Here is a 26358-nt window from a genome sequence, read left to right on the forward strand (position 1 = left end):
GCCTCCTTCCGTCAGACAAAACTAACGTCAGTTTCTTTGCGTTTTTTGTAGTGAGTGACAGCAATCGCCACCATGATTACGCTGCCGACCACAATGTTCATGAAGTAGTTAGAGACGCCAATAAGGTTGAGGCCATTTTTTAGGATGGCGATCAGGAACACGCCCATCAGTGTGCCGCTAACCGTGCCTTTGCCGCCCATCAGGCTCGCGCCGCCCAGCACCGTTGCTGCCAGTACATCCAGCTCCCCGCCAACCAACGCATTCGGTACCACTTCACCCATGCGATAGACCTGTACCAATCCGCCAATCGCCGCCATTGCACCCAGCCAGCCGTAAGCGAACAGGTGAATCAGGCCAACCCGAATACCCACGCGCCGCGCCGATTCGGCATCACCACCCACCGCATAGAGCTGACGGCCTAAATGGGTTTTGTTCAGCATCACGGCGGTGAGTGCGGCAATAACCAGCATGGTGATCAGCGGCAAACCGACCTGGAAAGTTTGACCCTGCCATTCAAACGGCAGCACGTTACGCAACGTGATCCACCAATCCGGCAGCGCATACAGACTGCGTCCGCCCGTCATCCACATCAGCAGGCCAAACAGCAGCGATTGCATACTGATGGTGATGATGATCGACACCACTCGCAGCGTGGTAATCAGCCAGGCGTTGAGCACACCGAACAGCGTGCCGCAGACGACCGCCAGCACAATGCTCAAAAGGGCGTTATCAAACTGGTAGTGCACAAACAGGGAGGCGATCAGGTACTGCACCACCGAAGCCACCGCAGCAAAGGAGATATCGATGCCGCCAGTGACCAAGACAACAAACAATCCGAGGGCGAAAATGCCGGTTACGGCATAGCTTTCCGCCAGGTCTAACAAATTTTGCACGCTGAGAAACTGGTCGCTGGCCACTGAGAAAAAAACAATAAATGCCAGCAGCACCCAAGTGAGCCAACCCTGACTGGAATGTGGGCGTAAACGAGAGAAGTCAGGCATTGATCACCTCCGCCAGCTGTTGTTGTTCAACGGTATCGGGTTGATATTCGGCATGAATGGTGCCGTCGCGAAAGTGCAGAATACGGTCGCAGTTGTACCAAACTTCCGGTACTTCGTCGGAAATCAGGATGATCGACAATCCTTCACGCGCCAGTTCGTGGATTAATTGATAGATGCTGGCTTTTGCACCGACATCTACGCCAACGGTTGGCGAGTCGAGGATCAGAATACGGGGTTGCGTCAGCACCCATTTTGCCAACACGATTTTCTGCTGATTACCGCCAGAAAGGGTGGAAATGGCCAGGTTGGGATCGGTCACGCGTACGCCGAGCTGCTGAATCCACTGTAAGATCAGCTTGTTCTTGCGGTATTCGTCAATAATGTGAAAACGGTTTTGCAGCTTGTCGAGGATCGGCAGCACCATGTTGTCGGCCACCGATTGCTGCTGCACTAAACCCAGTGTCAGCCGATCTTCGGATACGTAACCGATTCCGGCTTTGATGGCATCTTCATGCCCACGAAAACGTACCGGTTTGCTGTCGAGCCAGATTTTACCGCTGTCCGGTTTGGTCATACCAAACAGTGACAGCGCCAGTTCAGTGCGCCCGGAGCCAAGCAGGCCGCATAACCCCAACACTTCGCCTTCGTACAGACGAAAACTCACATCGTGATATTGCCCGGCGCGGCTTAGTCGCTCGACTTCGAGCATCACGCGGTCAGGATTGTGAGAAGGGGATTTCAACGAGTAATCCAGCTTTAGGCCGGTCATGAGTTCGGTCAGATGGTGCGGAGTCATATCACGCGCTGACCAACAGCCCATTTTGCGACCATCTCGGATAACCGTCACGCGGTCGGATATTTCCAGCACTTCATCGAGTCGATGGCTGACAAACACCACGCAAATGTTCTTCTCTTTCAAATAGCGCACGGTGCGCAGCAGCTGGTTGACTTCGGTGCGCGTCAGCGACGCGGTGGGTTCATCCATAATCACCAATCGGGCATCTGCGACCAGCGCGCGGCAAATCGCCACCTGCTGACGCTGAGCGATGGAAAGCTCCGCCACTTTTAGATCTAAATTCAGGTCGAAATTTAGCTCTTCAACAATACGCTGTGCGCTGGCACGCAGTTTTCCTGCGCGATGCCAGCCAAACAGACCACGCAGATTGTGTTCGAAACCGATGTTTTCGGCGACGCTTAGGTTCGGAAACAGTGACAGATCCTGATAAATCACCTGGATACCAAAGTCACGCGCCTGACGCGATGTCAGCCTGGAAAAACCCTGGCTGCTGTTGCCAAGGCGGATCTGGCTGCCACTGTCCGGGGCATGCACCCCGGAAATGACTTTGATTAACGTACTCTTGCCACAGCCGTTGGTTCCGGCAAGGCAGTGCACTTCGCCTTCCAGTAGTGTTAGCGAAATATCGCTCAGTGCGCGGTTACCGCCAAACGTCTTTGACAGATTGTCGAGGACGATGAGCGTCTGTGGTTCGACACGTTCCATGGTTACAGCCCCAGTTTGATCAGTTTCGGCAGGTTGGCTTTGTCCAGGCTTTCGGTGTTGTTACCGATGATGGTGTGATTAGCTTCATCCACGTTGACGTTGCCTAAGCCTTCGATAGTCATACCCTGTTTAATCGGCTGGTTTTTCTGCATCATTTCGGCGATCCGTACAAACACTTCGCCAGCCGTTTCCGGGTTCCAGATATAGCCACCTTTGATCGCACCGCGATTCACCAACTGCGCGCCTTGACCCGGACTAAACGCACCAATAACGCAAACCTGGTTGATTTTATTGCGGTTCATCACGGCCCGACCGGCACCAATTGGGCCTTGGGAGCCGAAGGCCATGATGCCTTTCAGATCGGGATATTTAGACATCAGCTCGTTGGTAGTGCGAATTGAGTCATCCAGCGATTCGCCCACACCAAACTTGTCGGTCACCATCTGCATTTTTGGATAGTGTTCTTTTTGGTAATTCAGCGCAGCGTCAGTCCATTCCTGATGCAATGGCACGGTCAGGCTGCCGACGTACATGGCGTATTTGCCCTCTTCGTGCATACACTGCGCCAGCGCTTTCATGTGGTTAATGCCATGCGTGGGTGCGTCAACCAGCTCGAAATCCCAGTTGGCATACTTCTGACCCGGTGATTCGTGCGTGATCACTTTTATTCCGGCGTCACGGGCACGTTGCAGCACCGGCTCCAGCACTTTCGGATCGTTGGGTACCACACCAATAATGTCGACTTTCTGCGCAATCAAATCTTCAATTGCACGTACCTGCAACGCTGGGTCAGCCGCCGTTGGGCCAACCATCCAGGCATCAATGCCACTTTTTTCCGCCTGGCTTTTAATGCCCGCTTCCATGGCGTTAAACCAGGGAATACCACCAATTTTCACGACGATGCCCATGCGTAATTTGTCCGCAGCTTGAGCCTGAACAGCAAACAAGGCGATGAGAGAACAGGCGATAAGATGTTTTTTCATAAAGACTCCGTTTAATTTTTTATTAGCTGCATTGACTGCGAGCGTTGTGAACAATCAATAATATTCACGCCGTTCCACGCCAGTTCTTGTTCCAGCTCTTTATCTTTTAATTGGTCAGTAATGAGAAAATCCACATCGCGATAATGACAAATACGCGCGAATGAGGGTCGTAAAAATTTACTGCTGTCCATCAACAGATGTTTTCTTTCTGCTGCCAGAATCATTTGCTGTTTTAAATGCGCGTTATGTTCATTGCCTTCACGTAAATAACCGTCGTTACCTAAACTGCTACAGGAAAAAAAGATCTTGTTTATTTGAAACTCTTTTAACGGCTGCTCGGCAACAATGCCGTGGAAATCTTCATAGCGGTCAGAATATTCCCCGCCTAAGCAAATGGTGCGAATACTGCCGCGTGCTGCCAGCGTCTGCACAATACGTAATGAATTGGTTAATACCGTTAATTCAATATCGGGTAATTGCCGTGCCAAATAAAAACAGGTGGTACTGCTATCGAGTAATAAACAATCTCCCACGCTGATAAAATCGAGCGCACGTTTGGCAATCGCCATTTTGGCATCGACGTGTTCATTTATTCTTTGGCGAAAAGATAATTCATATTCATTTATGGCTCGGATATTTCCCTGAATATTGGCTGCTTGCCTTTTAGGCAGTACTGCACCGCCATGGCTACGTTGTAACAGGCCGCGTTTTTCTAATTGGTTTAAATCTCGACGAATGGTTTCCTGCGAAACATGACACAGTGAAACTAATTCGGTGACGATAACCCGACCATTAATTGTTAATTCATCAATAATTCGCTGCTGGCGTTCAATCGGCAACATGCTGGCCTCCGATGACAATAAAGTACTGGATGGCGCACGGCAAAAATGTGTCCTGGACACGACTCCACAGGGCAATATTTGCTGTGCGAGAGCAAAGTGATGTTTATTAAGTTTTTATGAAAATTTGGAGGGGGCGTACAAATAAAATGTGATTGATATCACGAAAAAGGCGGTATTAACGGCGATGTCCATGATCGACTCACGTTATAAGCGAGAAAGGGGCAATGACTATAGCATGACCGTATTTGACCGTTTCTGTGTATTTGACCGATTCGAGAACAGAGCAAATTGTCCGATGAATCTGATTGAGCGAAAGCGCTGCAAAAACGATGATGTTTTCCTAAGCTTCACTCTTTACGGCTTATCACGATGATGAACGCTTTTTAGCCAGTTAATAACGCTTTCTGGGCGCGGTCACAGATTCCGGTCTTCTTTGGGTTCGCCGTTGCGTTATCATCTCCACTTTAAAGATTTGGGGACCGGTTTTCTTAATGTTGCATTGGATTAAATCGCTGTTAGTGTTGTCTTTTCTTTTTGTTGCCAGCGTGCGGGCCGATCCACTGCAAAAGTCATTTTCTGACTGGCAGATGACCTGCAACAATGCGGCATTTTGCGTGGCACGCAATATTCCGGGCGACAATGGATTAGTCATGACGATTTCGCGCCATGCCGGGGTGAACGATCGCCCGTTGCTGCGTATCGACTACGGCAGCGCCTACAGTGGTGAGCTGCCTGGCGGTGATCTGAAAGACAACCTGCTGATTGATCAACGCCGCCTGAAACCCGACCTGAAACATTGGACGGTCGAACCCCATCATCTCGCTACCAGCAACGCCATCGCGATCGACGAATTTCTTGATCTGGTCATGGAAGCCAAAAGCCTGCAACTCACGTTTGATCCCAAAGCCCTTATCTCCCTGCGCGGCATGAAGGCGGCGCTGCTGCTGATGGATGATGTGCAAGGGCGTGTTAACGGCATGAGCGCCTGGATAAAGCGCGGCGATCGCGCAATCTGGGATGTGCCGCCGCAGCCTAAAGTGCCTGCGCTGCCAGAGGCGCTACCGCAACCTGCGGCGCTGACGCGAGAAGAAACCAGCGGTTTAATCGATTACGGCACCTGGCGCGTTAACACCGATTCCTGTTCGCTTGATCCGATGCGGCGTGAAGTCAGCGTGTCGCCGCTCACTGATACCAAGGCATTGCTGTTGGTGAGCTGTGAAATGGGGGCATATAACGTGATTGATTTAGCTTTCGAAGTGACGCGCGAGCAGCCTTATGTGGCGCGGGGAATTAGCCTGACGCTGCCGTTTACACCGCCAACTATTAATGAACGTCAACTTGAATTGATCAATGCTGAATACGATGCGGCAACTGGACAGCTTTATACCTTCGGAAAAGGTCGCGGTTTGGGCGATTGCGGTTCAGCATCGCGCTGGCAGTTCGATGGCAACAGTTTCGTGCTGGCGGAATATGCTGAGGAATCAACGTGCGACGCGTGGCACAGCAGCGATGACTGGCCCACGTTGTGGGTGAGCCAGTCGCGTTCCACTCCTCAGCAGCGTTAAGGAATGGCTTGAACCATCATGGGTGAACCGATTTGGTTGCCGACCAGTTCAGCCAGCATGTTATTTACGCCATCACTCATGGGTGTAAAGCGGGTCAGCGGAGAACGCGTAACCACGACAAACACGCCGATGTTATGCTGCGGCACCATCGCCATGTAGGTAATGAAGCCACCACCGCCGCCGGTTTTTTGAATAATACCCGGACGACCCTCTTTTGGCCCCATATAAACCCAACCCATGCCCAACGCGTCGGCTTTGCCCGGCACATCCATACCTTGCACTTTCTGCAGCTGACTGCGCTGATAAATCAGCGTCTGCATACGATCAACCTGCGGCGTACGTCGGCTGACGGCTGAATTCAGGAACTGCTGCATCCAGCGCCCCATATCATCGGGCGTGGAGTAAACGCCGCCGCTGCCAATTGCCGCCAGCGTATTATTACAGGGGCTGGCACCTTTCTCGGCTACCATCAAACGTCCGCACTGCTCTGGTGAAGGCGTAAACGTTGTGTCCTTCATGCCCAGCGGGCGAGTAATCAATTGCTGAAACAGCGCGGGATAGGGCATGCCTGCGGCGCGTGACAACGCATCGCCTAGCAAATCGTAACCGAGATTGGAGTAGGCTGCATCGGTACCCGGTGCCGCTTTCAGGTTTGCCTGTGGCAACCAGTTCCAGCGTTCGCTGCGCGTAGGCCAGACGAATACGGGACGATGAGGTTTCCCGCCTGGCTGCTCACGCGGCAGTCCGCTGGTGTGAGTCGATAAGTTGATCAAACGAATAGGTTGACCGTTGTAGCTGGGTACGCGCGTGCCGGGCGGTGCATATTTACTCAGTGGATCATCAAGGCGAATTTGACCGCGCTCCGCCATTTTTACCATCACTTCGCTGGTCATCAGTTTGCTTAGCGAGGCGATACGGATCAGGGAATCTTTTTGTGGGCGAACGTTGTTACCCGGACGGGTATCACCAAAGCTAGTGAATACGCGCTGATTACCGTCAATGGCAACCAGCGCCATGCCGGTTGCGCCGCTGCCGTAAAAGATGTGTTCGGCATAGCGATCAACGATCTGCGAAGCCAGTAATGGATCGGGCGCGACCTGCGCCATGCTTTTTAATGGAAGCAGAGAAACCATTAAGGCCAGTAAATAAGATGTGCGCATTTTCAACAGACGAGAGTTCGCTATAAGAATCGGATGGAAATCTATAGTAATCAGTTTGGGCGAGACAGGAAGAGGGGAGAAAAGATTTTTTTATGTTTCAGGCTATGAACTGAAATGGCCCTTCCCGGCTAAGCGGGAAGGGCGAAAGCATTAAACCGGCTTGAGTAATGCTTCGGCATGGCTAACGATATTTTCAATCGTGAAGCCAAACTCCGTGAACAGCTTGCTGGCAGGCGCAGACTCACCAAACGTGGTCATGCCGACGATGGCACCATCAATACCCACGTATTTGAACCAGTAATCGGCAATTCCGGCTTCCACGGCAACACGCGCTCTCACCGTTGATGGCAGCACAGATTCACGATAGGCGCTGTCCTGGGCATCAAACAGATCGGTTGACGGCAGCGACACCACGCGAACTTTGTGGCCGCCCGTTGTCAGCTTCTCCGCAGCGCCCAGCGTGATTTCCATCTCGGAACCTGTTGCGATCAGGATCACTTCCGGCGTACCGTCACAATCTTTCAGTACGTAACCGCCGCGCGCAATGTTGTCGATCTGCGCTTGCGTACGCTCCGGTTGCGCCAGGTTTTGACGCGACAGAATTAACGCGGTTGGACCATGATGACGCTCAACGGCGGCTTTCCACGCCACAGCCGTTTCAACCTGGTCGCAAGGACGCCAGACGCTCATATTAGGCGTCAAACGCAGGCTGGCGAGCTGCTCAACCGGCTGGTGCGTTGGGCCATCTTCACCCAAGCCAATGGAGTCATGGGTATAAACCATGATATGACGCGCTTTCATCAACGCTGCCATACGGGCCGCGTTACGTGCGTACTCCACAAACATCAGGAAGGTGGCGGTGTACGGCACAAAACCGCCGTGATGGGCGATACCATTGGCAATCGCGGTCATACCAAATTCACGCACGCCGTAGTGAATGTAGTTACCGGCGTGATCCTCTTTAATCGATTTGGAACCTGACCAAATGGTGAGGTTACTTGGCGCGAGGTCTGCAGAACCGCCAAGGAATTCTGGCAGCAGCTTGCCGTAAACTTCCAGCGAGTTTTGTGACGCTTTACGGCTGGCGATTTTTTGCGGATTTGCCTGCAGGTCAGCAATAAATTTCGCGGTATCCGCTTCCCAGGTCGATGGCATTTCGCCATTCATGCGGCGGAGAAATTCCTGCGCCAACTCCGGGTGGGCTTGCTTGTAGGCGTCCAGCTTGGCATCCCACGCTTTTTCGTGCTCTGCACCGGCTGTTTTCGCATCCCATTGCTGATAAATATCTTGTGGGATTTCGAACGGCGGATAGTTCCAGCCGAGCTTTTTACGTGTCAGCGCGACTTCTTCTTCGCCCAGCGCCGCGCCATGCGCCTCTTCTTTACCTGCCTTGTTCGGTGAACCGAAACCGATAACGGTGCGGCAAATAATCAGCGACGGCTTATCGGTAACGCTCTGCGCTTCTTTAATCGCCTTGCTGATGGCTTCGGAATCGTGCCCATCAATATCGCCGATCACATGCCAGTTATAGGCTTCGAAGCGCTTATGGGTATCGTCGGTAAACCAGCCTTCTGTTTCACCGTCAATGGAGATGCCGTTGTGATCGTAGAAGCCAATCAATTTGCCCAGACCCAAGGTGCCGGCCAGTGAACACACTTCGTGTGAGATACCTTCCATCAAACAGCCGTCGCCCATGAACACATAAGTGAAGTGGTCAACGATCTCATGATTGGGACGGTTAAACTGGGCGGCTAAGGTGCGCTCGGCAATCGCCAGGCCCACGGCATTGGCCAGACCTTGACCCAGCGGGCCCGTGGTGGTTTCTACGCCCGGTGTATAACCAATTTCTGGGTGGCCCGGCGTTTTTGAATGCAGCTGGCGGAAGTTTTTCAGCTCTTCAATCGGTAAATCGTAGCCGCTCAGGTGCAGCAGGCTATAAAGCAGCATTGAGCCGTGACCGTTGGAAAGAATAAAACGGTCACGATCAAGAAAAGCGGGATTGGTTGGATTATGTTTCAGGAAATCGCGCCATAACACTTCCGCGATGTCCGCCATGCCCATGGGTGCGCCGGGATGGCCTGAGTTTGCTTTCTGTACCGCATCCATACTTAATGCACGTATCGCGTTCGCCAACTCTCTGCGTGATGACATAGGGTTCTCCCTTGTTATACCTGCGGGCGAGAAAGGTCTCGCCCACGAATAATGTGATGAAAACTACAGACGAGCAGCCAACACATCTTCAAGTTTCTGCTGATCGACAGCAAACTGGCGGATGCCTTCAGACAGTTTTTCTACTGCCATAGGATCCTGATTATGTTCCCAACGGAATTCCGCTTCAGAGAGCGACGCCGGCTGGTGGAAGCCTTCAGTAGAAGGTTCAAGTTTACGTTCTAACGGCGCATCGCTGTTTTGCAGCTCTTCCAACAGGTTGGGTGAAAGGGTCAGGCGGTCACAACCTGCCAGTGCGATGATCTGTTCTACTTTACGGAAGCTCGCGCCCATGATGATGGTGCTATAGCGATGCTTTTTGTAGTAGTCGTAGATACGACGCACAGATTTCACGCCGGGATCTTCATCGGCTACATACGGGTCCAGCGGTTTACGGCTGTTGTACCAGTCATAAATACGTCCCACGAACGGTGAAATCAGGAACACGCCAGCTTCGGCACAGGCACGCGCTTGAGCAAAAGAGAACAGCAGCGTCAGGTTACATTTGATGCCGTTTTTCTCCAGCTCTTCTGCGGCACGAATACCTTCCCAGGTTGACGCCAGCTTGATCAAGATACGAGAGCGATCAATGCCATACTCTTCGTACAGGCGAACCAGTTTTTCTGCTTTGGTGACACACATGCCACGATCGAAGGAGAGGCGCGCATCCACTTCGGTCGAAACACGGCCTGGTATGCTTTTCAGGATTTCCATACCGAGGTTAATGGCCACTTTGTCGCTGGCATTGATGATCTGCGTCTCTTTGCTGCCGCCTTGCTTTTTGGCGTAGTCGATAGCGTCATCAATCAAATGTTTATAGGCGTCGAGACCGGAAGCTTTAAGGATGAGGGAAGGATTGGTCGTAGCGTCTTCAGGATGGTAGTTGCGAATCGACTCGATATCGCCACTGTCCGCCACGACGGTGGTGAACTGTTTTAGGGCTTCTAGCTGGTTCATCTCTAAACTCCTTGAAAAGAAATCATTAAAGCGAAAAGGGGACACCTTTGGCCTCGCAGCCGTTCTGTTTCCGGTAACACAGGCTCATAACCTTGCAACAGACACTTTCGTATGAAAATGCGGTTTCTCTGATTGTTGCCAGGGGAATGGAGCGAAATTGCCGTCATGCGGTGTTAAACCGTGGGGTGCGCCTTATTCCACCTATAAGCATAGCAGCCGAAGCAAATGACGCTGGGGGAGCTGTGACAATCTGTGCCGTTTAACAATGAGCTTCTTTGAGCGCCTTCACCGTCTTGCTGCGTAATGATTCCTATACTGGTGCGACTTTCCCTGGCGACTAAGGATGCCAAATGGATGATCAACTGAAGCAAAGCGCGCTCGATTTTCATCAATTTCCTACCCCCGGCAAGATTCAGGTTTCACCCACTAAACCGTTAGCGACGCAGCGCGATCTGGCGCTGGCCTACTCGCCAGGCGTGGCAGCACCCTGTTTGGAAATCGCTAAAGATCCGCTGGCGGCGCACAAATACACCGCACGTGGCAATCTGGTGGCGGTGATCTCAAATGGCACCGCAGTGCTGGGTTTGGGTAACATCGGCGCGCTGGCGGGTAAACCAGTGATGGAAGGTAAAGGCGTCTTGTTCAAGAAATTCGCGGGCATCGACGTGTTCGACCTCGAAATTGATGAGCTGGATCCTGACAAGCTGATTGAAGTGATTGCCGCACTGGAGCCGACATTTGGCGGCATTAACCTTGAAGATATCAAAGCGCCCGAATGTTTTTATATTGAACAGCAGCTGCGTAAACGGATGAAGATTCCGGTGTTCCACGACGATCAACACGGCACTGCAATTATCTGTACCGCCGCGGTGATCAATGGCTTAACCATCGTCAATAAAGCCATTTCTGATGTACGACTGGTGGTCTCCGGTGCGGGCGCTTCTGCTATCGCCTGCCTGAATTTGCTGGTGGCGCTGGGATTGCAGAAGCACAACATTGTGGTCTGCGATTCAAAAGGGGTGATTTATCAAGGTCGTGAAGAGAACATGGCGCAGACCAAAGCGGAGTACGCCATCAAGGACAACGGCAAGCGTAAGCTGGAAGAGGTGATTACTCATGCAGACATCTTCCTTGGCTGTTCAGGACCAAAAGCACTGACGCCAGAGATGGTGGAAAAAATGGCCAAAGATCCGCTGATATTGGCGCTGGCAAACCCGGAACCCGAAATCATGCCACCGCTGGCAAAAGCGGTGCGGCCTGACGCGATTATCTGTACCGGTCGCTCTGACTTCCCTAATCAGGTCAACAATGTGCTGTGCTTTCCCTTTATCTTTCGTGGGGCGCTTGATGTCGGAGCCACGGCCATCAACGAAGAGATGAAGCTGGCGGCGGTGCATGCCATTGCGGCGCTGGCGCAGGCTGAGCAGAGCGATGTCGTCGCGTCGGCGTATGACGATCAGGATTTGAGCTTTGGCCCGGAATATTTGATCCCCAAACCGTTTGATCCGCGCTTAATCGTGAAAATCGCGCCCGCCGTGGCTAAAGCGGCGATGGAGTCTGGGGTTGCGACACGGCCCATTCAAGACTTTGATGCCTATCGCGAACAGCTCACTGAGTTTGTTTATAAAACCAACCTGTTCATGAAGCCGATTTTTTCCCAGGCACGCAAAGCGCCAAAACGCGTGGTGTTAGCCGAAGGAGAGGAGATTCGTGTGCTGCATGCAACGCAAGAGCTGGTGTCGCTTGGCATGGCAAAGCCGATTCTCATTGGGCGTCCTAACGTCATTGCGATGCGCCTACAAAAGCAGGGCCTGAAAATTGAGGCGGGTAAAGATTTTGAGGTGGTGAACAATGAATCCGATCCGCGCTTCAAAGAATACTGGAATGAGTATTACCAGATCATGAAGCGGCGTGGGGTTTCACCGGAAGAGGCGCAGCGCGCGGTAATCGGCAATCCCACACTGATTGGGGCCATCATGGTGCATCGTGGTGAAGCCGACGCGTTAATCTGCGGCACTATCGGCGATTATCGTAAGCATTATGAGGTGATTGAAAATGTATTTGGTTTTCGTGATGACGTGAAGGTGGCGAGTGCCATGAACGCATTGCTGCTGCCCAGCGGCAATACGTTTATCGCTGATACCTACGTCAATGAAGATCCAACGCCAGACCAGCTCGCAGATATCACCTTGATGGCCGCTGAAACCGTGCGGCGATTTGGTATTGAACCGCGGATTGCACTGCTGTCGCATTCCAGCTATGGGACCTCCAATGCGCCAGGCGCACGTAAAATGCGTGACGCGCTGGCGCTGATTAAACAGCGCGCGCCAGAGCTAGAAATTGACGGTGAAATGCACGGCGATGCGGCGTTAATTGAAAGCATCCGCCGCGACGTAATGCCGGATAGCCCGCTGAAAGGGACGGCGAACCTGTTGATCATGCCGAACGTCGAAGCGGCGCGTATTAGTTACAACCTACTGCGCGTATCCTGTTCGGAAGGCGTCACGGTCGGGCCGGTGTTGATGGGCATTACCAAGCCGGTGCATATATTGACGCGCATCGCCTCGGTGCGGCGGATTGTCAATATGGTGGCGTTGGCGGTGGTAGAAGCACAGACCCAACCTTTATAACCTGCCTTCATACTTGGCGCTGTCTCTGCATTGGCTGCAAGCAATCATCCGAATCACTGACATCAGTAAGCGCATCGGAATGATTGCTTTTGCCGCCTTGATACAGCGCCCATTATTTTGGCAGGCTGAGCGCAAGTGAATCGCGCAATGGCAAGCTGGATGCCGTTACTTTCGCGGATTAAGCGAAAGCCAGTCGCGAACGGGTAAGAAATCACGGTACAGCGCCGCTTCTGGCGAGTTCGCTTCAGGTTGGTAATCATATTCCCACCGTACCAGCGGTGGCATCGACATCAGGATCGATTCGGTGCGACCGCCAGTCTGCAAACCAAACAGCGTGCCGCGATCCCACACCAGATTGAACTCGACATAACGTCCGCGGCGGTACAGTTGGAACTGGCGCTCGTGATCGCCCCACGGATGATCTTTACGACGTGCCACAATCGGTTGATAGGCGTCAAGAAAACCGTTGCCAACCGCCTGCATGAAGTTGAAACAGTGTTCAAAATCAGGCGCATTCAGGTCATCAAAAAACAGCCCGCCAATGCCGCGCTGCTCGTCACGGTGCTTGATGTAAAAATAGTCATCGCACCATTTTTTGTAGCGTGGATAGACCTCTTCACCAAACGGCTGGCACAGATTAAAGGCAGTTTGGTGCCAGTGCAGCGCATCCTCTTCGAAACCGTAAAAGGGCGTGAGATCAAAGCCGCCGCCAAACCACCACACCGGTTCGGCACCCGGTTTTTCGGCAATAAAAAAGCGCACATTGGCGTGGCTGGTAGGAACATAGGGATTGTTAGGGTGGACCACTAACGAAACGCCCATCGCTTCAAAACTGCGTCCCGCCAGTTCAGGGCGGTGTGCGGTTGCCGAAGAGGGCATTTGGTCGCCATGTACATGGGAAAAGTTGACGCCCGCCTGCTCAAATACCGCGCCATTACGCAGCACACGGCTACGTCCGCCGCCGCCGCCTGGGCGTTGCCAGCTATCTTCGACAAATTTGGCACTGCCATCTTCGGCGGCGAGACGGTGACAAATATCTTCCTGCAGCTGCAGCAGAAAGGCTTTTACGCGGGAAATATCAGACATGCATATCGCTTACTGTTAAAAAATTTGGCGTGATTATACCTAAGCCGGGCGACGATCGTACTCATCAAAGTAGTTGACGATGCCATTGGCGATGGCACTGGCAATTTTTTGCCGAAACGCGCTGGTGCCGAGTAACTGCTCTTCGCGTGGATTAGTAATAAAAGACGTTTCGACCAGCACCGAGGGAATAGAAGGCGACTTCAGCACCGCAAAAGCCGCCTGCTCGGTATGCTGACTGTGCAGATGATGCACAGGGCGAATCTGATCGAGCACGTGTTTACCCAGCGTTAAGCTATTTTTTATGGTGTCGGTTTGCACCAAATCGAACAGAATTTGCTGCAAATAGTGATCCTGCTGCTGCACTTGCGCGCCGCCAATTTTATCAGCGTCGTTTTCTCTTTTTGACAGATAGCGCGCCATGGTGCTGCTGGCCCCGCGATTCGAGAGCGCGAAAACCGACGCGCCGTTGGCGTCTGGGCTGGTAAAACCATCGGCATGAATCGACATAAACAGATTGGCACCGTGTTGATGGGCAATTTCCACGCGCTGATAAAGCGGAATAAAGTGATCGCTGTCGCGCGTCAGACGTACTTCGATGCGCGGATGATCCTGCAACTGGCGGCGCACATTGTTAGCAATTTCGAGCACGATATGTTTTTCTTCAGATCCTTCACCGCCGACCGCACCGGAATCGATGCCGCCGTGGCCCGGATCGATCATCACGATACGCTTGCCGTTTTTAGCGGATGGAGCCGGCTGCGAGTGACGCGATGAGGCGCGCAGCGTCGTCTCTTGTTCTTTCGCCATTACGCCGCGCGGCGACAAAATGGCCAACGCGATGCCGGAAAGCAACAGTTGGCGGCGGTTGGTCAAATGCTTGAGCAATTTCATGTGCAAATCCATTAGCGTAGCGAGAACAGCGAAAATAGTGCCCAGTGTTATATCGTAACGTTATGCCACTCGCGAGCACGGAACTATTTCAGGGCTTTACTTTGTATTTCAGCTCGCGAACAGAAAAAACCGTTGTTTTTCTCCGCGCTCGGCTTTTCCAGGGTTGCGCAGCGCAAAGAATGCGTGATAATCAGCAAATTGTGCTTAATTGCAGGTAAAGACGATGGAAATCCGCGCCTTCCGCCAGGAAGATTTTGAAGAAGTGATTACGCTCTGGGAACGTTGCGATTTGTTACGTCCATGGAACGATCCTGAAATGGATATCGAACGTAAGATGAATCACGACCCCGAACTTTTCCTTGTGGCCGAAGTGGGTGGGGAAGTGGTTGGCACATTGATGGGCGGTTACGATGGCCATCGTGGTGCTGCTTATTACCTGGCCGTGCATCCCGATTATCAGGGACGTGGCTTTGCCAATGCGCTGATGAATCGCCTGGAAAAAAAACTGATTGCGCGCGGCTGTCCGAAAATCCATCTGATGGTGCGCGAAGAGAATGATCAGGTGGTGGCGTTTTACGAGAAGCTGGATTACGAACCGGTTGACGCGATGCTGCTGGGCAAACGATTGATAGAAGATCGTGAGTATTAATGTGCTGAAATATCTGCCGGATGAATATGACGGCAAAGGGCAGCTTCGGCTGCCGTTTCTTTTTTGGCCGATAATGCTGTTGCTGGCGCGAACCTGGCTGCTGCTGGTGATGGCGGGCGCTTCACGACAACAAGGTAACGATCTCCTGGCGCTATTTTATCCCGATCGACAGGCTTTTTGGATCGGGTTGGCGTTAGGCACACCGGCGCTGCTCGGTATGCTACTGACCGGTTATCGCACCCGCTGGCCGCGCCTGTGGCAATACTGGCGCAACGTGCTGCTGTTATCACTGTGGATTAATTTGCTGTGGCAAGGTGTTCAGTTCACACAGGGCGATCTACTGAGTTCTCCGCTGCCGCTGCTGTTAACGCTGTTTGATCTGCTGGCGCTGCTCTGGCTCCAGTTCAATACCCGGCTGCGCGACTGCTTTTCACCTGAACATCATCTTGAATAAACTTTTTGCCGCTTTACGACTCCAATCAGTTCCGCCACTGAGCATTTCATTTACTGAGTATTTCATTAACAGGAGTTTGCATGAAAGCTGTTCGTTCCACGCTACTGATTGTCGCCGTTATGCTGAGCGGCTGCGCCAGTTCCGGCTCCGGCGCTAACAGCAGCCAGCAGGTAAGTTGGTGGAATCCGCTGAGTTATCATTGGTCATCGGCGTTGCCGTGGAACTGGTTTGGCGCATCGCTAACCGCTACCGAACAAGGCGTCGGCGGCCTTAATGCCGCGACACCCATGACCGAAAGCGCCATTAAAGAGGGGCTGAACGGCAATTACGACTTGCGTCAGGGCATGCGCGGTCAGAATGGTGAGGTTGTTTCCTTTTGGCAGGCGCTAGATGAAGGCCAGGTTAAGCTGGTGATTTACGGCCAGAGTCGTGTTGAGCGCGTTGAAGTCATGGACGCCAATATCGTTAGCAGCGATGGCAGCAAAATCGGTGATGCTTTCAGCGATAAATACAGCAAAGCCTTCAACAACTGTGCGTTGGCTTCCGGTCTGGATAGCCGGGATGTTGAGTGTCGCGCACCGGCCGGCCAGCATTTACGCTATGTTTATAGCGGTGAAGGGCACGGTCCAGAAGGCTTGATGCCGTCAGACGACACGCTGAAAAAGTGGAAGCTGAGCAAAATAATTTGGCAGCGCTGATGCTTTAATCAACTAAAACTGTTCAACAGTGATTCAGTGCAGAAAGGACTGAATCACTGAACTAACATCGCCGCTGTCTGCAATATCGCCGCATTAAAAGCGCAAAGCCTCATTCCCCGCCAGGCATTACTGAATCCCACATAAACTTTGCCAGTGTCTTATGCTTTTTTCGACTTTGAAATCATCAAACGATATATAAAACCGTTACAGGTTTTCACTGAGTTATAAATAAACTGGTGCCTCAGCGGGCGAGATCCGCATCAAACTTTTTCAGGGTGCCAAATGACTCTTAAAGCGATGAAAAAAATCGTTAGCGGTATCGCGTTGTCACTGAGCCTGGCAGGCGCAGCTAACGCAACTGAATTGCTTAACAGCTCTTACGATGTTTCACGTGAGCTGTTTGTTGCCCTGAATGCGCCGTTTGCCACACAGTGGGATGCTACTCACCCCAACGATAAGTTGTCGATCAAGATGTCACATGCGGGCTCATCCAAACAGGCGCTGGCTATTCTGCAAGGTCTGCGCGCTGATGTCGTGACTTACAATCAGGTCACTGACGTGCAGGTGTTACATGACAAAGGCAATCTGATCCCAGCCGACTGGAAAACCCGTCTGCCAAATAACAGTTCTCCGTTTTATTCCACCATGGCGTTTCTGGTCCGTAAGGGAAATCCAAAGCAAATCCATGACTGGTCCGATTTAACCCGTAAAGACGTAAAGCTGATCTTTCCTAATCCTAAAACCTCAGGCAACGGGCGTTACACCTATTTGGCCGCGTGGGGCGTAGCGAATAAAGTGGACGGCGGTGATAAAGCCAAAACTGAAGCATTTATGACCCAGTTTTTGAAGAATGTAGAAGTGTTCGATACCGGCGGACGCGGGGCGACAACCACCTTTGCTGAGCGAGGCTTGGGTGATGTATTGATCAGCTTCGAATCTGAAGTGAACAACATTCGCAATCAATATGGCAAAGATGACTACGAAGTCGTGGTGCCAAAAACCAATATCCTGGCGGAGTTTCCGGTGGCGTGGGTCGATAAAAATGTCGAGCACAACAACACCGCAGAGGCCGCTAAAGCTTATCTGAACTTCCTGTACACGCCGGAAGCGCAAAAAATCATCACGCAATATTACTATCGCGTGAGCAATCCACAGCTGATGGCTGAACAGAAAGACCGCTTTCCGCAAACCGATCTGTTCCGGGTTGAGGATGCGTTCGGCAGTTGGGATAACGTAATGAAAACCCACTTCGTCAGCGGTGGCGAACTGGACAAACTGTTAGCGGCGGGGCGTGGATAATGTTTGCAGCTAGCCAAAAACGGGTTCTGCCCGGCTTCGGACTCAGCCTCGGCACCAGCCTGCTGTTCACCTGTTTAATTCTACTGCTGCCGATCAGTGCAGTGATCATGCAACTATCTCACATGACGCTGCAGCAATATTGGGATGTGATTACTAATCCGCAGCTGATCGCGGCGTATAAAGTCACGTTAATTGCAGCCGGTGTGGCATCACTGTTTAACGCCGTGTTTGGCATGTTGATGGCGTGGATTTTAACGCGCTACCGTTTTCCAGGACGCACCATTCTTGATGGCTTGATGGATTTACCCTTTGCGCTGCCAACAGCGGTGGCGGGTTTAACCCTGGCTGGTCTCTTCTCGGTCAACGGCTGGTACGGTCAATGGTTTGCTCAGTTTGATATCAAAATTTCTTACACCTGGATTGGTATTGCCATCGCCATGGCGTTTACCAGCATCCCGTTCGTTGTTCGTACAGTACAACCGGTGCTGGAAGAGTTAGGCCCGGAATATGAAGAAGCGGCAGAAACTTTAGGCGCAACACCGTGGCAGAGCTTTCGCCGCGTCGTGCTACCCGAAGTGGCGCCCGCATTGCTGGCCGGCACCGCGCTGTCGTTTACCCGTAGCCTCGGCGAGTTTGGCGCCGTGATTTTCATCGCCGGTAACATCGCGTGGAAAACCGAAGTGACCTCGCTGATGATTTTTGTGCGTTTACAGGAGTTTGATTATCCTGCGGCCAGCGCTATCGCCTCGGTGATTCTTGCTGCGTCGCTGCTGCTGCTGTTTGGTATTAATACCTTGCAGAGCCGCTTTGGTCGCCGTCTGGGAGGTCAGTAATGGCAGAGATTACGCAAATCAATCGAGCCGACCGTCAGCCGGTGAATTGGGGCAAATGGTTTTTGATTGGCACAGGTGCGCTGATCTCCATTTTGCTGTTAGTGGTGCCGATGGCTTCAATCTTCTACGAAGCGCTCCATAAAGGATTGGGCCTGACTTTCAGCAACTTGATGGATGGCGACATGCTGCATGCCATCTGGTTAACGGTGCTGGTAGCGCTGATTACCGTGCCGGTTAATTTAGTCTTCGGCACGCTGCTGGCCTGGCTGGTAACGCGTTTTACCTTTCCGGGTCGCCAGCTGTTACTGACGATGTTCGATATTCCGTTTGCAGTTTCGCCGGTGGTGGCGGGGCTGATGTATTTGCTGTTCTGGGGCGTTAACGGCCCGGCGGGCGGCTGGCTGGATGCGCATAATATCCAGGTCATGTTCTCCTGGCCTGGCATGGTGCTGGCGACAATCTTTGTCACCTGTCCGTTTGTGGTGCGTGAACTGGTGCCGGTGATGCTGAGCCAGGGCAGCCACGAAGATGAGGCGGCGGTGTTACTGGGCGCGTCCGGTTGGCAGATGTTTCGCCGCGTAACGCTGCCCAATATTCGCTGGGCAATGCTGTACGGCGTGGTGCTGACCAACGCACGCGCAATTGGAGAATTTGGTGCGGTCTCGGTGGTTTCGGGATCGATTCGTGGCGAAACCTATACTTTGCCGCTTCAGGTTGAATTACTGCATCAGGATTACAACACGGTAGGCGCATTTACGGCTGCTGCGCTGTTGACCCTGATGGCGATAGTGACGCTGTTTCTGAAAAGCATTGTGCAATGGCGCTTAGAGCATCAGCACAACCGCTCGCAACAGGAGGAAAATCATGAGCATTGAGATTAAACAGATCAATAAATCATTCGGTCGCACATCGGTGCTGAACGATATCTCTTTGGATATTCTTTCTGGCGAGATGATGGCGCTGCTGGGGCCGTCCGGTTCAGGCAAAACGACGCTGCTGCGTATTATTGCCGGGTTAGAACATCAAAACAGCGGACAAATTCGGTTCCATAACAAAGATGTGAGCACGCTGCATGCGCGCGATCGTCAAGTGGGATTCGTGTTCCAACACTATGCGCTGTTCCGCCACATGACGGTATTCGACAATATCGCCTTTGGCCTGACGGTGCTGCCGCGCCGCGAGCGTCCTTCTGCGGCAGAGATTAAACAGCGTGTGACGCGTTTGCTGGAGATGGTGCAACTGGCTCATCTGGCAAACCGTTTTCCGGCTCAGCTGTCGGGTGGTCAGAAGCAGCGAGTGGCGCTGGCGCGTGCGCTGGCAGTTGAACCACAAATCCTGCTGCTCGACGAACCTTTCGGCGCGCTGGATGCGCAGGTGCGCAAAGAGTTGCGTCGCTGGCTGCGTCAGTTGCATGAAGAATTGAAATTTACCAGCGTGTTCGTGACTCACGATCAGGAAGAGGCGATGGAAGTGGCCGATCGTGTCGTGGTGATGAGCCAAGGCAACATCGAACAGGTGGGTACGCCAGACGACGTATGGCGCGATCCATCGACCCGTTTTGTGCTGGAATTCCTGGGCGAAGTGAACCGCTTTGATGGCGAAATCCACGGCTCGCAGTTCCATGTGGGTGCGCATCATTGGCCGCTGGGCTACACGCCAGCGCATCAAGGCAAGGTCGATCTGTTCCTGCGTCCATGGGAAATTGACGTTTCTCGTCAGAGCAGCCTTGAAACGCCGCTGCCGGTACAAATTTTAGAAGTCAGCCCACGCGGCCATTTCTGGCAGCTGGTGGTGCAGCCGAGCGGCTGGCAGAGTGAGCCTTTCGCGCTGGTGTTTGAAGGTGACCAAACGGCGCCAATCCGTGGCGAACGCCTGTTTGTCGGATTACAACAGGCGCGTCTCTATCAAGACAAAACGCCGCTGCGCGCTGTTGCCTTTGCTCAGAGCGCCTGATATTTTCTTTTCAACACAGGGCGGGAGCGAATCCCGCCCTTTTTTACTTTTCTTCTTTAAAACCTAAACCATTCAAGTCGCAGGAAGGCGGCAAGCGAGTTAGCTGACGGAAGCCACTGGCTGGAATCAGCATGCGCAAAAAACGCGTTTGTGACTTGGATATAAAAGGTTTTTTTCCGGGAAATGCACCGTGACAACTCTCGAAAATACCATCGGCAACACGCCGTTGATTAAATTGCAGCGCCTCACACCCGCCAACGGCAGCGAAGTTTGGCTTAAACTGGAAGGCAATAATCCCGCTGGTTCGGTGAAAGACCGCGCCGCCTGGTCGATGATTAATCAGGCCGAATTGCGTGGGGATATTAAACCAGGCGATCGCTTGATAGAAGCCACCAGCGGCAATACCGGTATCGCTTTAGCGATGATTGCCGCCATGAAAGGTTATGCGCTGCGTCTGCTGATGCCCGAAAACATGAGTCAGGAACGGCAAGATGCGATGCGTGCTTACGGTGCTGAGTTAATATTAGTTAGCCGCGAGCAGGGCATGGAGGGGGCGCGTGATTTAGCGCAAGAAATGGCTGCACGCGGCGAGGGTAGGGTGCTCGATCAGTTCAACAATCCTGATAATCCACTGGGTCATTACCAAACTACCGGCCCGGAGTTGTGGCAACAATCACACCAACGCATGACCCATTTTGTTTCCAGCATGGGCACCACGGGGACTATTACCGGTGTGGGACGTTACCTCAAAGAACATAAAACCGGTGTGCAAGTGATTGGTCTTCAGCCAAGCGAGGGCAGCAGTATTCCCGGTATTCGCCGTTGGCCTTTGGCGTATCTGCCTGGTATTTATCGTCCCGATTTAGTGGATGATGTCATGGACATGTCGCAGCAGGAAGCCGAAGAAACCATGCGTGCGCTTGCAAGAAGAGAAGGCATTTTCTGTGGTGTAAGCTCAGGTGGCGCAGTAGCCGGCGCTTTACGCATTGCCGCTGCGCATCCTGGCAGCGTCGTGGTCGCGATTATTTGCGATCGTGGCGATCGTTACCTTTCAACCGGCATTTATCGCTAATTTCCCGCTTTCTAAAAAGGCTTGTTGGCTCAATTAGGGCCAACAAGCCTTTTTTGTCTATAGTCAGCTTGAGAATCTTCTGGCGCTAAATCCGTAAGGATCGCGTAAAACCAGCTGCGTCCGAGGCTGGTTCAGGACAGAATAGCCGCAATTTTGTACGAGAGATAAAAATGAAAATTCTGCTTGTTGATGACGATTTAGAACTGGGCACCATGTTGAGCCAATATCTGATTACGGAAGGCTTTGATGCACATCTGGTTTTAACCGGAAGTGCGGGTGTTGAAGGCGCGCTTTCTGGGCAATATACCGCCATTATTCTCGATATCATGCTGCCAGACATGAGCGGCATTGATGTGTTACGCCAAATTCGCCAGAACAGCCGCATGCCAGTGATCATGCTAACCGCCAAGGGCGATAATATTGATCGCGTTATTGGCCTGGAAATGGGCGCTGACGATTATGTACCCAAGCCATGCTATCCGCGCGAGCTGGTTGCGCGACTGCGCGCCGTGCTGCGTCGCTTTGAAGAGCAGGCACCCTTGCCGGATAAAAAGGAGCTGCTGCGCTGGGGCGAGTTGACGCTGAATCCGGCTACGCGCATGACCGAATGGCAGGGCAATGCCTTCGATCTCACGGCCTCAGAATTTAATCTGCTCGATCTGCTGTTGCGTGCGCCCGATCGTGTGGTGTCAAAAGATGAGTTATCAGAGAAGGGATTAGGGCGTCCGCGTGAAGCTTATGATCGCAGCGTTGATGTGCATATCAGCAATATCCGTCAGAAGCTCAGCGCATTAACCGCAGATAGCGTCAATATTGAAACCGTTCGCAGCATTGGTTATCGCATTCGATGAAATACAGCTATCGCGGACGCATGTTCTGGAAGATCCTCATCGGCTTCTGGGTGGTGTTCGTTATTATTAGTCAGTTGATATGGCTTGGGTTTTCCATTTCGGGTAATCATCATGAGCCGCCAGAAGTCATCGCTATTCGTCGTATTGTGAATTTGCAGATGGCCTCGGTAGTTTCAGTGCTTGAGCGCGGTGGTCCAAGCTCGTTGAATGACATGATGGCGGATTGGGAACCCAACGATCGCCAGTTCTTTAAAATCCTTCAGCATGACAAACCGGTACAAGGCGAAATGCTGCCGGAAGGATTCAACCCGCCCTTTGAAGGGCATATTCCTGATGTGATTGTGCGCTGGGTAAAAGGCGCAGACGGTAAACAGTACGAGCTGCGCTACGACGTCAAAGGCATGCGCGAAGATAGCCGAATGGATATGCCGCACAGTATTCTGAATATCCCCACACCGATGTTTATTTTTGCCGGCGCGGTAGGGCTGCTGTTCAGTTTGCTGTTGGCGTGGAACCTGACACGACCAATGCGTCAACTGCGGGAAGGATTCTCCCGCGTCGCAGACGGCGATTTAAGCGTGCGACTCTATCCGATAATGCGTAAGCGCCATGACGAACTTTCAAGCGTAGCGCAGGCGTTTGACGCGATGGTAGAGCGGCTTGATACCCTGGTGCGTACCCGCGAAGAGTTGCTGCATGATATTTCTCATGAGTTGCGTTCACCGCTGGCGCGCTTGCAGTTGGCAACCGGCCTGGCGCGACAAACGCCTGAAAGCGTTAACGCATCGCTGGATCGCATTGATGAAGAGGCGCGGCGGCTGGATAAAATGATCGGCGAGCTGCTTACGCTCTCGCGCGCTGAGCATGAAAGCATGCCGGATGAGCAGTACTTTGATCTGACCGGACTGCTGCATGCCGTGGTGACGGATGTGCGTTATGAAGCGCAGATTCCTGGCGTGAAAGTTGATTTTTTTGTCGATGAAAATGCAGATTATACCGTGCGCGGCAATGCTGAGTTGGTTCGGCGTGGGGTGGAGAACGTGTTACGAAACGCGCTGCGCTTTTCAATGAAGGGACAGCATATTGAGGTGCGTTTACAGGCCGAAAACCAATGGTTGGCGATTCGCGTCTGCGATCAAGGGCCGGGCGTTGATGAAGAGAAACTCTCTAGCATCTTCGATCCCTTTGTTCGGGTAAATTCACCGCTGATGGGCAAAGGATATGGTTTAGGACTGGCGATCGTCCGCAAAGTCGTTCTGGCGCATCATGGTGAAATCAAAGCGCTGAATCGCCCAGAGGGCGGGTTGGAATTAACGATTCGCCTACCGCGTTGGCAGCTTTAAAACTCTCTTTGCTGCGTTAACCCAGCATAAAGCGTAGTCACGTTTTATTATGAACAAAAACGGCACCCGAAGGTGCCGTTTTTCAATTCTGATGTCGCTTACTTCTTAATGCGAATCACCGGCGTTTCGCCTACGGTGACCTGGCCAGTCAGCTTGATCATTTCCTTGATCTCATCCATGTTGGAGATGACAACAGGTGTAAGGGTTGATTTTGCTTTCTCTTCCAGCAACGGTAAATCGAACTCAATAATCACATCGCCTTTTTTGACCAGCTGGCCTTCTTCAGCGATACGTTTGAAGCCTTCACCTTTCAGTTCAACCGTGTCGATGCCGAAGTGAACAAACAGCTCGATACCATTTTCAGACTCGATTGAAAAAGCGTGGTTAGTTTCAAAAATCTTGCCGATTTTGCCATCAACCGGTGCAACCATTTTGTTGCCGCTCGGTTTGATTGCGATTCCATCGCCTACAATTTTTTCAGCAAACACCACATCTGGTACGTCTTCAATGTTCACGATTTCGCCTGACAGAGGCGCTACGATGTCAATTGTCCCAGCGCTATCTGTTTTATCGCCAAAAAGTTTAGAAAACAAACCCATGATCTTCTCCTAAGCAGTAATTTGGGGCCAGCATCTAGCGGATCAGCAGAGCGTTTTTTCTTTGATGAACTTGTTAACCAGGTTCATTAAATCTTCCGCTGTAGGTTGAGCCAGAGCCTGCTCCGCCAACTCCTTCGCATCTTCAAAATTCGTATTACGAATAATTTTCTTGATGCTTGGGATAGAAATGGCACTCATGCTGAATTCGTCCAGCCCCATTCCCAGTAACAGTAGTGTAGCACGTTCGTCACCTGCCAGCTCACCACACATGCCAGTCCACTTGCCTTCAGCATGAGAAGCATCAATGACTTGCTTGATTAAGTTCAGCACGGACGGCGTCATTGGGTTATACAGGTGCGATATCAAATCATTACCACGATCAACCGCCAGAGTATACTGCGTCAGATCGTTTGTCCCAATACTGAAGAAATCGACTTCCTTCGCCAGATGACGCGCAATGACCGCAGAAGCGGGTGTTTCGACCATAATGCCGACTTCAATGGTCTCATCAAATGCTTTGCCTTCTTCACGCAATTGCGCTTTCAGCAGCTCCAGTTCCGCTTTCAGGCTGCGAACTTCTTCAACCGAAATGATCATCGGGAACATTATACGCAGCTTACCAAAAGAGGATGCACGTAAAATAGCGCGCAGCTGCGCATGCAGAATCTCTTTGCGATCCATAGCAATACGAATGGCGCGCCAGCCGAGGAAGGGGTTTTCTTCTTTCGGCAGGTTCATGTAAGGCAGATCTTTGTCACCGCCGATATCCATGGTACGCACAATTACCGCTTGCGAACCCATGCCTTCAGCGACAGCTTTATACGCCTGGAATTGCTCTTCTTCGGTTGGCAGTGAATCGCGGTCCATAAACAAGAATTCAGTACGATACAGGCCTACGCCTTCAGCACCGTTACGCTCGGCACCGGCGATATCGCGTACCGTACCGATGTTGGCGCAAACTTCAACCTGATGTCCATCCAGCGTGATAGCAGGCAGATCTTTCAGTTTGGCTAATTCATGTTTTTCAGAGAGATATTGTGTTTGAACGGCTTTCAGCTCATCCAGTTTTGCTTCATCTGGATTGACATAAATGGTGTTATTTACGCCATCAATGATCAGGAAATCGCCGTTTTTGACTGAAGTGGTAACATTACCGGTACCCACAATCGCTGGGATCTCGAGAGAACGCGCCATGATTGAGGTATGTGAAGTACGACCACCCAGATCGGTGATAAAGCCCAGCACCTTTTTCAGGTTTAGCTGCGCGGTTTCTGATGGGGTCAAATCTTTAGCCACCAGAATGGATTCGTCTTGAATAGCACTCAGATCAACAATGTGCAGACCTAAGATGTTTTGCAGTAAACGCTTACCAATATCGCGTACGTCAGCGGCACGCTCTTTCAGGTATTCGTCATCCAGCTCTTCTAACGCTTTCGCCTGGCCATCAATCACCGAATAAGCCGCAGCATCTGCGCTGGCGTGCTCTTTCTTGATGAGGTCAATGATTTCCTGCTCCAGCTCTTCGTCTTCCAGCAACATGATGTGGCCTTCGAAGATGGCAGCTTTCTCTTCACCGAGGGACTCACCCGCTTTGACTCGAATAGCTTCCAGTTGAATGGCCGCTTTGCCGCGTCCTTCGAGGAAGCGCTGAACTTCCTGCTCAACCTGGTCATCAGAAATCTTTTTGCGGTTGATGACGATCTCGTCTTCTTTCAGCAGCAGAGCTTTGCCGAAAGCGATACCTGGTGATGCTAAAATGCCTGAAATCATAACCCTACCTTTT

The 26358-nt window shown here is 52.0% G+C and carries 23 protein-coding genes; 12 read left to right on the forward strand and 11 right to left on the reverse strand.

Going from position 1 to position 26358, the window contains the following annotated elements:
• Positions 1-11: 11 nt before the first annotated feature.
• Genes MUG06_RS00750 through MUG06_RS00765 form a run of 4 tightly spaced genes read right to left on the reverse strand, consistent with a single transcriptional unit; the run spans position 12 to position 4327 of the window.
• Entirely contained in the window at positions 12-1001 is a 990-nt protein-coding gene (locus tag MUG06_RS00750; protein ID WP_243077439.1) for an ABC transporter permease, read from the reverse strand.
• A complete protein-coding gene (locus tag MUG06_RS00755; RefSeq protein ID WP_243077440.1) occupies positions 994-2502 on the reverse strand; it encodes a sugar ABC transporter ATP-binding protein in 1509 nt (502 codons plus the stop codon). Before MUG06_RS00755 ends, MUG06_RS00750 begins: the two co-directional genes overlap by 8 nt.
• A gap of 2 nt (positions 2503-2504) precedes the next feature.
• Positions 2505-3485, reverse strand: coding sequence for a substrate-binding domain-containing protein (locus MUG06_RS00760; protein WP_243077441.1), 981 nt, complete (start codon positions 3483-3485; stop codon positions 2505-2507).
• A gap of 11 nt (positions 3486-3496) precedes the next feature.
• Positions 3497-4327 (reverse strand): DeoR/GlpR family DNA-binding transcription regulator, encoded by an 831-nt coding sequence (locus MUG06_RS00765; RefSeq protein ID WP_243077442.1) that lies wholly within the window; start codon positions 4325-4327, stop codon positions 3497-3499.
• A gap of 491 nt (positions 4328-4818) precedes the next feature.
• On the opposite strand from MUG06_RS00765, the gene MUG06_RS00770 reads away from it, so the two are divergent.
• Positions 4819-5892, forward strand: coding sequence for a DUF1176 domain-containing protein (locus MUG06_RS00770; RefSeq protein WP_243077443.1), 1074 nt, complete (start codon positions 4819-4821; stop codon positions 5890-5892).
• Here MUG06_RS00770 and ampH read toward each other — a convergent pair.
• From ampH to tal, 3 genes are all read right to left on the reverse strand, one after another.
• The gene (gene ampH, locus MUG06_RS00775; RefSeq protein ID WP_243077444.1) at positions 5889-7052 is read right to left on the reverse strand and encodes a D-alanyl-D-alanine-carboxypeptidase/endopeptidase AmpH; all 1164 of its coding nucleotides are present in this window, start codon (positions 7050-7052) and stop codon (positions 5889-5891) included. The genes MUG06_RS00770 and ampH overlap by 4 nt on opposite strands.
• Before the next feature lie 150 nt (positions 7053-7202).
• Positions 7203-9203: a transketolase gene (gene tkt, locus MUG06_RS00780; protein WP_243077445.1), complete on the reverse strand. Its 2001-nt coding sequence runs from the start codon at positions 9201-9203 to the stop codon at positions 7203-7205.
• A gap of 63 nt (positions 9204-9266) precedes the next feature.
• Positions 9267-10217, reverse strand: a complete 951-nt coding sequence (gene tal / locus MUG06_RS00785; RefSeq protein ID WP_215845944.1) for a transaldolase — start codon at positions 10215-10217, stop codon at positions 9267-9269.
• A 350-nt stretch (positions 10218-10567) separates the two neighbouring features.
• Here tal and maeB point away from each other — a divergent pair, with 350 nt between their 5' ends.
• Positions 10568-12847: an NADP-dependent oxaloacetate-decarboxylating malate dehydrogenase gene (maeB, locus tag MUG06_RS00790; RefSeq protein ID WP_215845945.1), complete on the forward strand. Its 2280-nt coding sequence runs from the start codon at positions 10568-10570 to the stop codon at positions 12845-12847.
• Positions 12848-13012: 165 nt separating this feature from the next.
• On the opposite strand, the gene hemF is transcribed toward maeB, so the two are convergent.
• Both hemF and amiA read right to left on the reverse strand, forming a co-directional pair.
• Complete coding sequence (hemF, locus tag MUG06_RS00795) at positions 13013-13933, reverse strand: oxygen-dependent coproporphyrinogen oxidase (RefSeq protein WP_243077446.1); 921 nt, start codon at positions 13931-13933, stop codon at positions 13013-13015.
• Positions 13934-13972: 39 nt separating this feature from the next.
• The gene (gene amiA, locus MUG06_RS00800; RefSeq protein WP_215845949.1) at positions 13973-14824 is read right to left on the reverse strand and encodes an N-acetylmuramoyl-L-alanine amidase AmiA; all 852 of its coding nucleotides are present in this window, start codon (positions 14822-14824) and stop codon (positions 13973-13975) included.
• A gap of 223 nt (positions 14825-15047) precedes the next feature.
• Here amiA and MUG06_RS00805 point away from each other — a divergent pair, with 223 nt between their 5' ends.
• The 10 genes from MUG06_RS00805 to MUG06_RS00850 all read left to right on the forward strand — a co-directional run bounded on the left by MUG06_RS00805 (position 15048) and on the right by MUG06_RS00850 (position 23976).
• Entirely contained in the window at positions 15048-15473 is a 426-nt protein-coding gene (locus tag MUG06_RS00805) for a GNAT family acetyltransferase (RefSeq protein WP_243077447.1), read from the forward strand.
• Positions 15463-15927 carry a DUF2919 family protein gene (locus MUG06_RS00810; protein WP_243077448.1) on the forward strand — a complete coding sequence of 155 codons (465 nt, stop codon included), beginning with the start codon at positions 15463-15465 and terminating at the stop codon, positions 15925-15927. Before MUG06_RS00805 ends, MUG06_RS00810 begins: the two co-directional genes overlap by 11 nt.
• 80 nt (positions 15928-16007) lie before the next feature.
• Positions 16008-16625, forward strand: a complete 618-nt coding sequence (locus MUG06_RS00815; protein ID WP_243077449.1) for an RpoE-regulated lipoprotein — start codon at positions 16008-16010, stop codon at positions 16623-16625.
• A 282-nt stretch (positions 16626-16907) separates the two neighbouring features.
• On the forward strand, positions 16908-17924 hold the full coding sequence (locus MUG06_RS00820) for a sulfate ABC transporter substrate-binding protein (RefSeq protein WP_243077450.1): 1017 nt from the start codon (positions 16908-16910) through the stop codon (positions 17922-17924).
• On the forward strand, positions 17924-18757 hold the full coding sequence (cysT, locus tag MUG06_RS00825; RefSeq protein WP_215845953.1) for a sulfate/thiosulfate ABC transporter permease CysT: 834 nt from the start codon (positions 17924-17926) through the stop codon (positions 18755-18757). The genes MUG06_RS00820 and cysT overlap by 1 nt, the downstream gene beginning before the upstream one ends.
• Positions 18757-19632 (forward strand): sulfate/thiosulfate ABC transporter permease CysW, encoded by an 876-nt coding sequence (gene cysW, locus MUG06_RS00830; protein WP_215845955.1) that lies wholly within the window; start codon positions 18757-18759, stop codon positions 19630-19632. The genes cysT and cysW overlap by 1 nt, the downstream gene beginning before the upstream one ends.
• Positions 19622-20710: a sulfate/thiosulfate ABC transporter ATP-binding protein CysA gene (cysA, locus tag MUG06_RS00835; RefSeq protein ID WP_215845957.1), complete on the forward strand. Its 1089-nt coding sequence runs from the start codon at positions 19622-19624 to the stop codon at positions 20708-20710. Before cysW ends, cysA begins: the two co-directional genes overlap by 11 nt.
• 190 nt (positions 20711-20900) lie before the next feature.
• A complete protein-coding gene (cysM, locus tag MUG06_RS00840; RefSeq protein WP_243077451.1) occupies positions 20901-21782 on the forward strand; it encodes a cysteine synthase CysM in 882 nt (293 codons plus the stop codon).
• A gap of 170 nt (positions 21783-21952) precedes the next feature.
• Complete coding sequence (locus tag MUG06_RS00845) at positions 21953-22633, forward strand: response regulator transcription factor (protein WP_215845960.1); 681 nt, start codon at positions 21953-21955, stop codon at positions 22631-22633.
• Complete coding sequence (locus tag MUG06_RS00850) at positions 22630-23976, forward strand: ATP-binding protein (protein WP_215845962.1); 1347 nt, start codon at positions 22630-22632, stop codon at positions 23974-23976. The genes MUG06_RS00845 and MUG06_RS00850 overlap by 4 nt, the downstream gene beginning before the upstream one ends.
• Positions 23977-24074: 98 nt before the next feature.
• Here the strand turns inward: MUG06_RS00850 and crr are convergent, their stop codons facing one another.
• Positions 24075-24575 (reverse strand): PTS glucose transporter subunit IIA, encoded by a 501-nt coding sequence (gene crr / locus MUG06_RS00855; RefSeq protein WP_215845963.1) that lies wholly within the window; start codon positions 24573-24575, stop codon positions 24075-24077.
• Between the two features lie 42 nt (positions 24576-24617).
• A complete protein-coding gene (gene ptsI, locus MUG06_RS00860) occupies positions 24618-26345 on the reverse strand; it encodes a phosphoenolpyruvate-protein phosphotransferase PtsI (RefSeq protein WP_215845965.1) in 1728 nt (575 codons plus the stop codon).
• Between the last annotated feature and the right edge of the window lie 13 nt (positions 26346-26358).

It is taken from the genome of Pantoea sp. MQR6 (genome assembly GCF_022761075.1).
Classification (GTDB): Bacteria; Pseudomonadota; Gammaproteobacteria; order Enterobacterales; family Enterobacteriaceae; genus Pantoea; species Pantoea phytostimulans.

Coding starts and splice junctions, on each gene's coding strand:
- MUG06_RS00750 (WP_243077439.1), bottom strand. CDS start 1,001: ATGCCTGACTTCTCTCGTTTACGCCCACATTCCAGTCAGGGTTGGCTC.
- MUG06_RS00755 (WP_243077440.1), bottom strand. CDS start 2,502: ATGGAACGTGTCGAACCACAGACGCTCATCGTCCTCGACAATCTGTCA.
- MUG06_RS00760 (WP_243077441.1), bottom strand. CDS start 3,485: ATGAAAAAACATCTTATCGCCTGTTCTCTCATCGCCTTGTTTGCTGTT.
- MUG06_RS00765 (WP_243077442.1), bottom strand. CDS start 4,327: ATGTTGCCGATTGAACGCCAGCAGCGAATTATTGATGAATTAACAATT.
- MUG06_RS00770 (WP_243077443.1), top strand. CDS start 4,819: ATGTTGCATTGGATTAAATCGCTGTTAGTGTTGTCTTTTCTTTTTGTT.
- ampH (WP_243077444.1), bottom strand. CDS start 7,052: ATGCGCACATCTTATTTACTGGCCTTAATGGTTTCTCTGCTTCCATTA.
- tkt (WP_243077445.1), bottom strand. CDS start 9,203: ATGTCATCACGCAGAGAGTTGGCGAACGCGATACGTGCATTAAGTATG.
- tal (WP_215845944.1), bottom strand. CDS start 10,217: ATGAACCAGCTAGAAGCCCTAAAACAGTTCACCACCGTCGTGGCGGAC.
- maeB (WP_215845945.1), top strand. CDS start 10,568: ATGGATGATCAACTGAAGCAAAGCGCGCTCGATTTTCATCAATTTCCT.
- hemF (WP_243077446.1), bottom strand. CDS start 13,933: ATGTCTGATATTTCCCGCGTAAAAGCCTTTCTGCTGCAGCTGCAGGAA.
- amiA (WP_215845949.1), bottom strand. CDS start 14,824: ATGAAATTGCTCAAGCATTTGACCAACCGCCGCCAACTGTTGCTTTCC.
- MUG06_RS00805 (WP_243077447.1), top strand. CDS start 15,048: ATGGAAATCCGCGCCTTCCGCCAGGAAGATTTTGAAGAAGTGATTACG.
- MUG06_RS00815 (WP_243077449.1), top strand. CDS start 16,008: ATGAAAGCTGTTCGTTCCACGCTACTGATTGTCGCCGTTATGCTGAGC.
- MUG06_RS00820 (WP_243077450.1), top strand. CDS start 16,908: ATGACTCTTAAAGCGATGAAAAAAATCGTTAGCGGTATCGCGTTGTCA.
- cysT (WP_215845953.1), top strand. CDS start 17,924: ATGTTTGCAGCTAGCCAAAAACGGGTTCTGCCCGGCTTCGGACTCAGC.
- cysW (WP_215845955.1), top strand. CDS start 18,757: ATGGCAGAGATTACGCAAATCAATCGAGCCGACCGTCAGCCGGTGAAT.
- cysA (WP_215845957.1), top strand. CDS start 19,622: ATGAGCATTGAGATTAAACAGATCAATAAATCATTCGGTCGCACATCG.
- MUG06_RS00845 (WP_215845960.1), top strand. CDS start 21,953: ATGAAAATTCTGCTTGTTGATGACGATTTAGAACTGGGCACCATGTTG.
- MUG06_RS00850 (WP_215845962.1), top strand. CDS start 22,630: ATGAAATACAGCTATCGCGGACGCATGTTCTGGAAGATCCTCATCGGC.
- crr (WP_215845963.1), bottom strand. CDS start 24,575: ATGGGTTTGTTTTCTAAACTTTTTGGCGATAAAACAGATAGCGCTGGG.
- ptsI (WP_215845965.1), bottom strand. CDS start 26,345: ATGATTTCAGGCATTTTAGCATCACCAGGTATCGCTTTCGGCAAAGCT.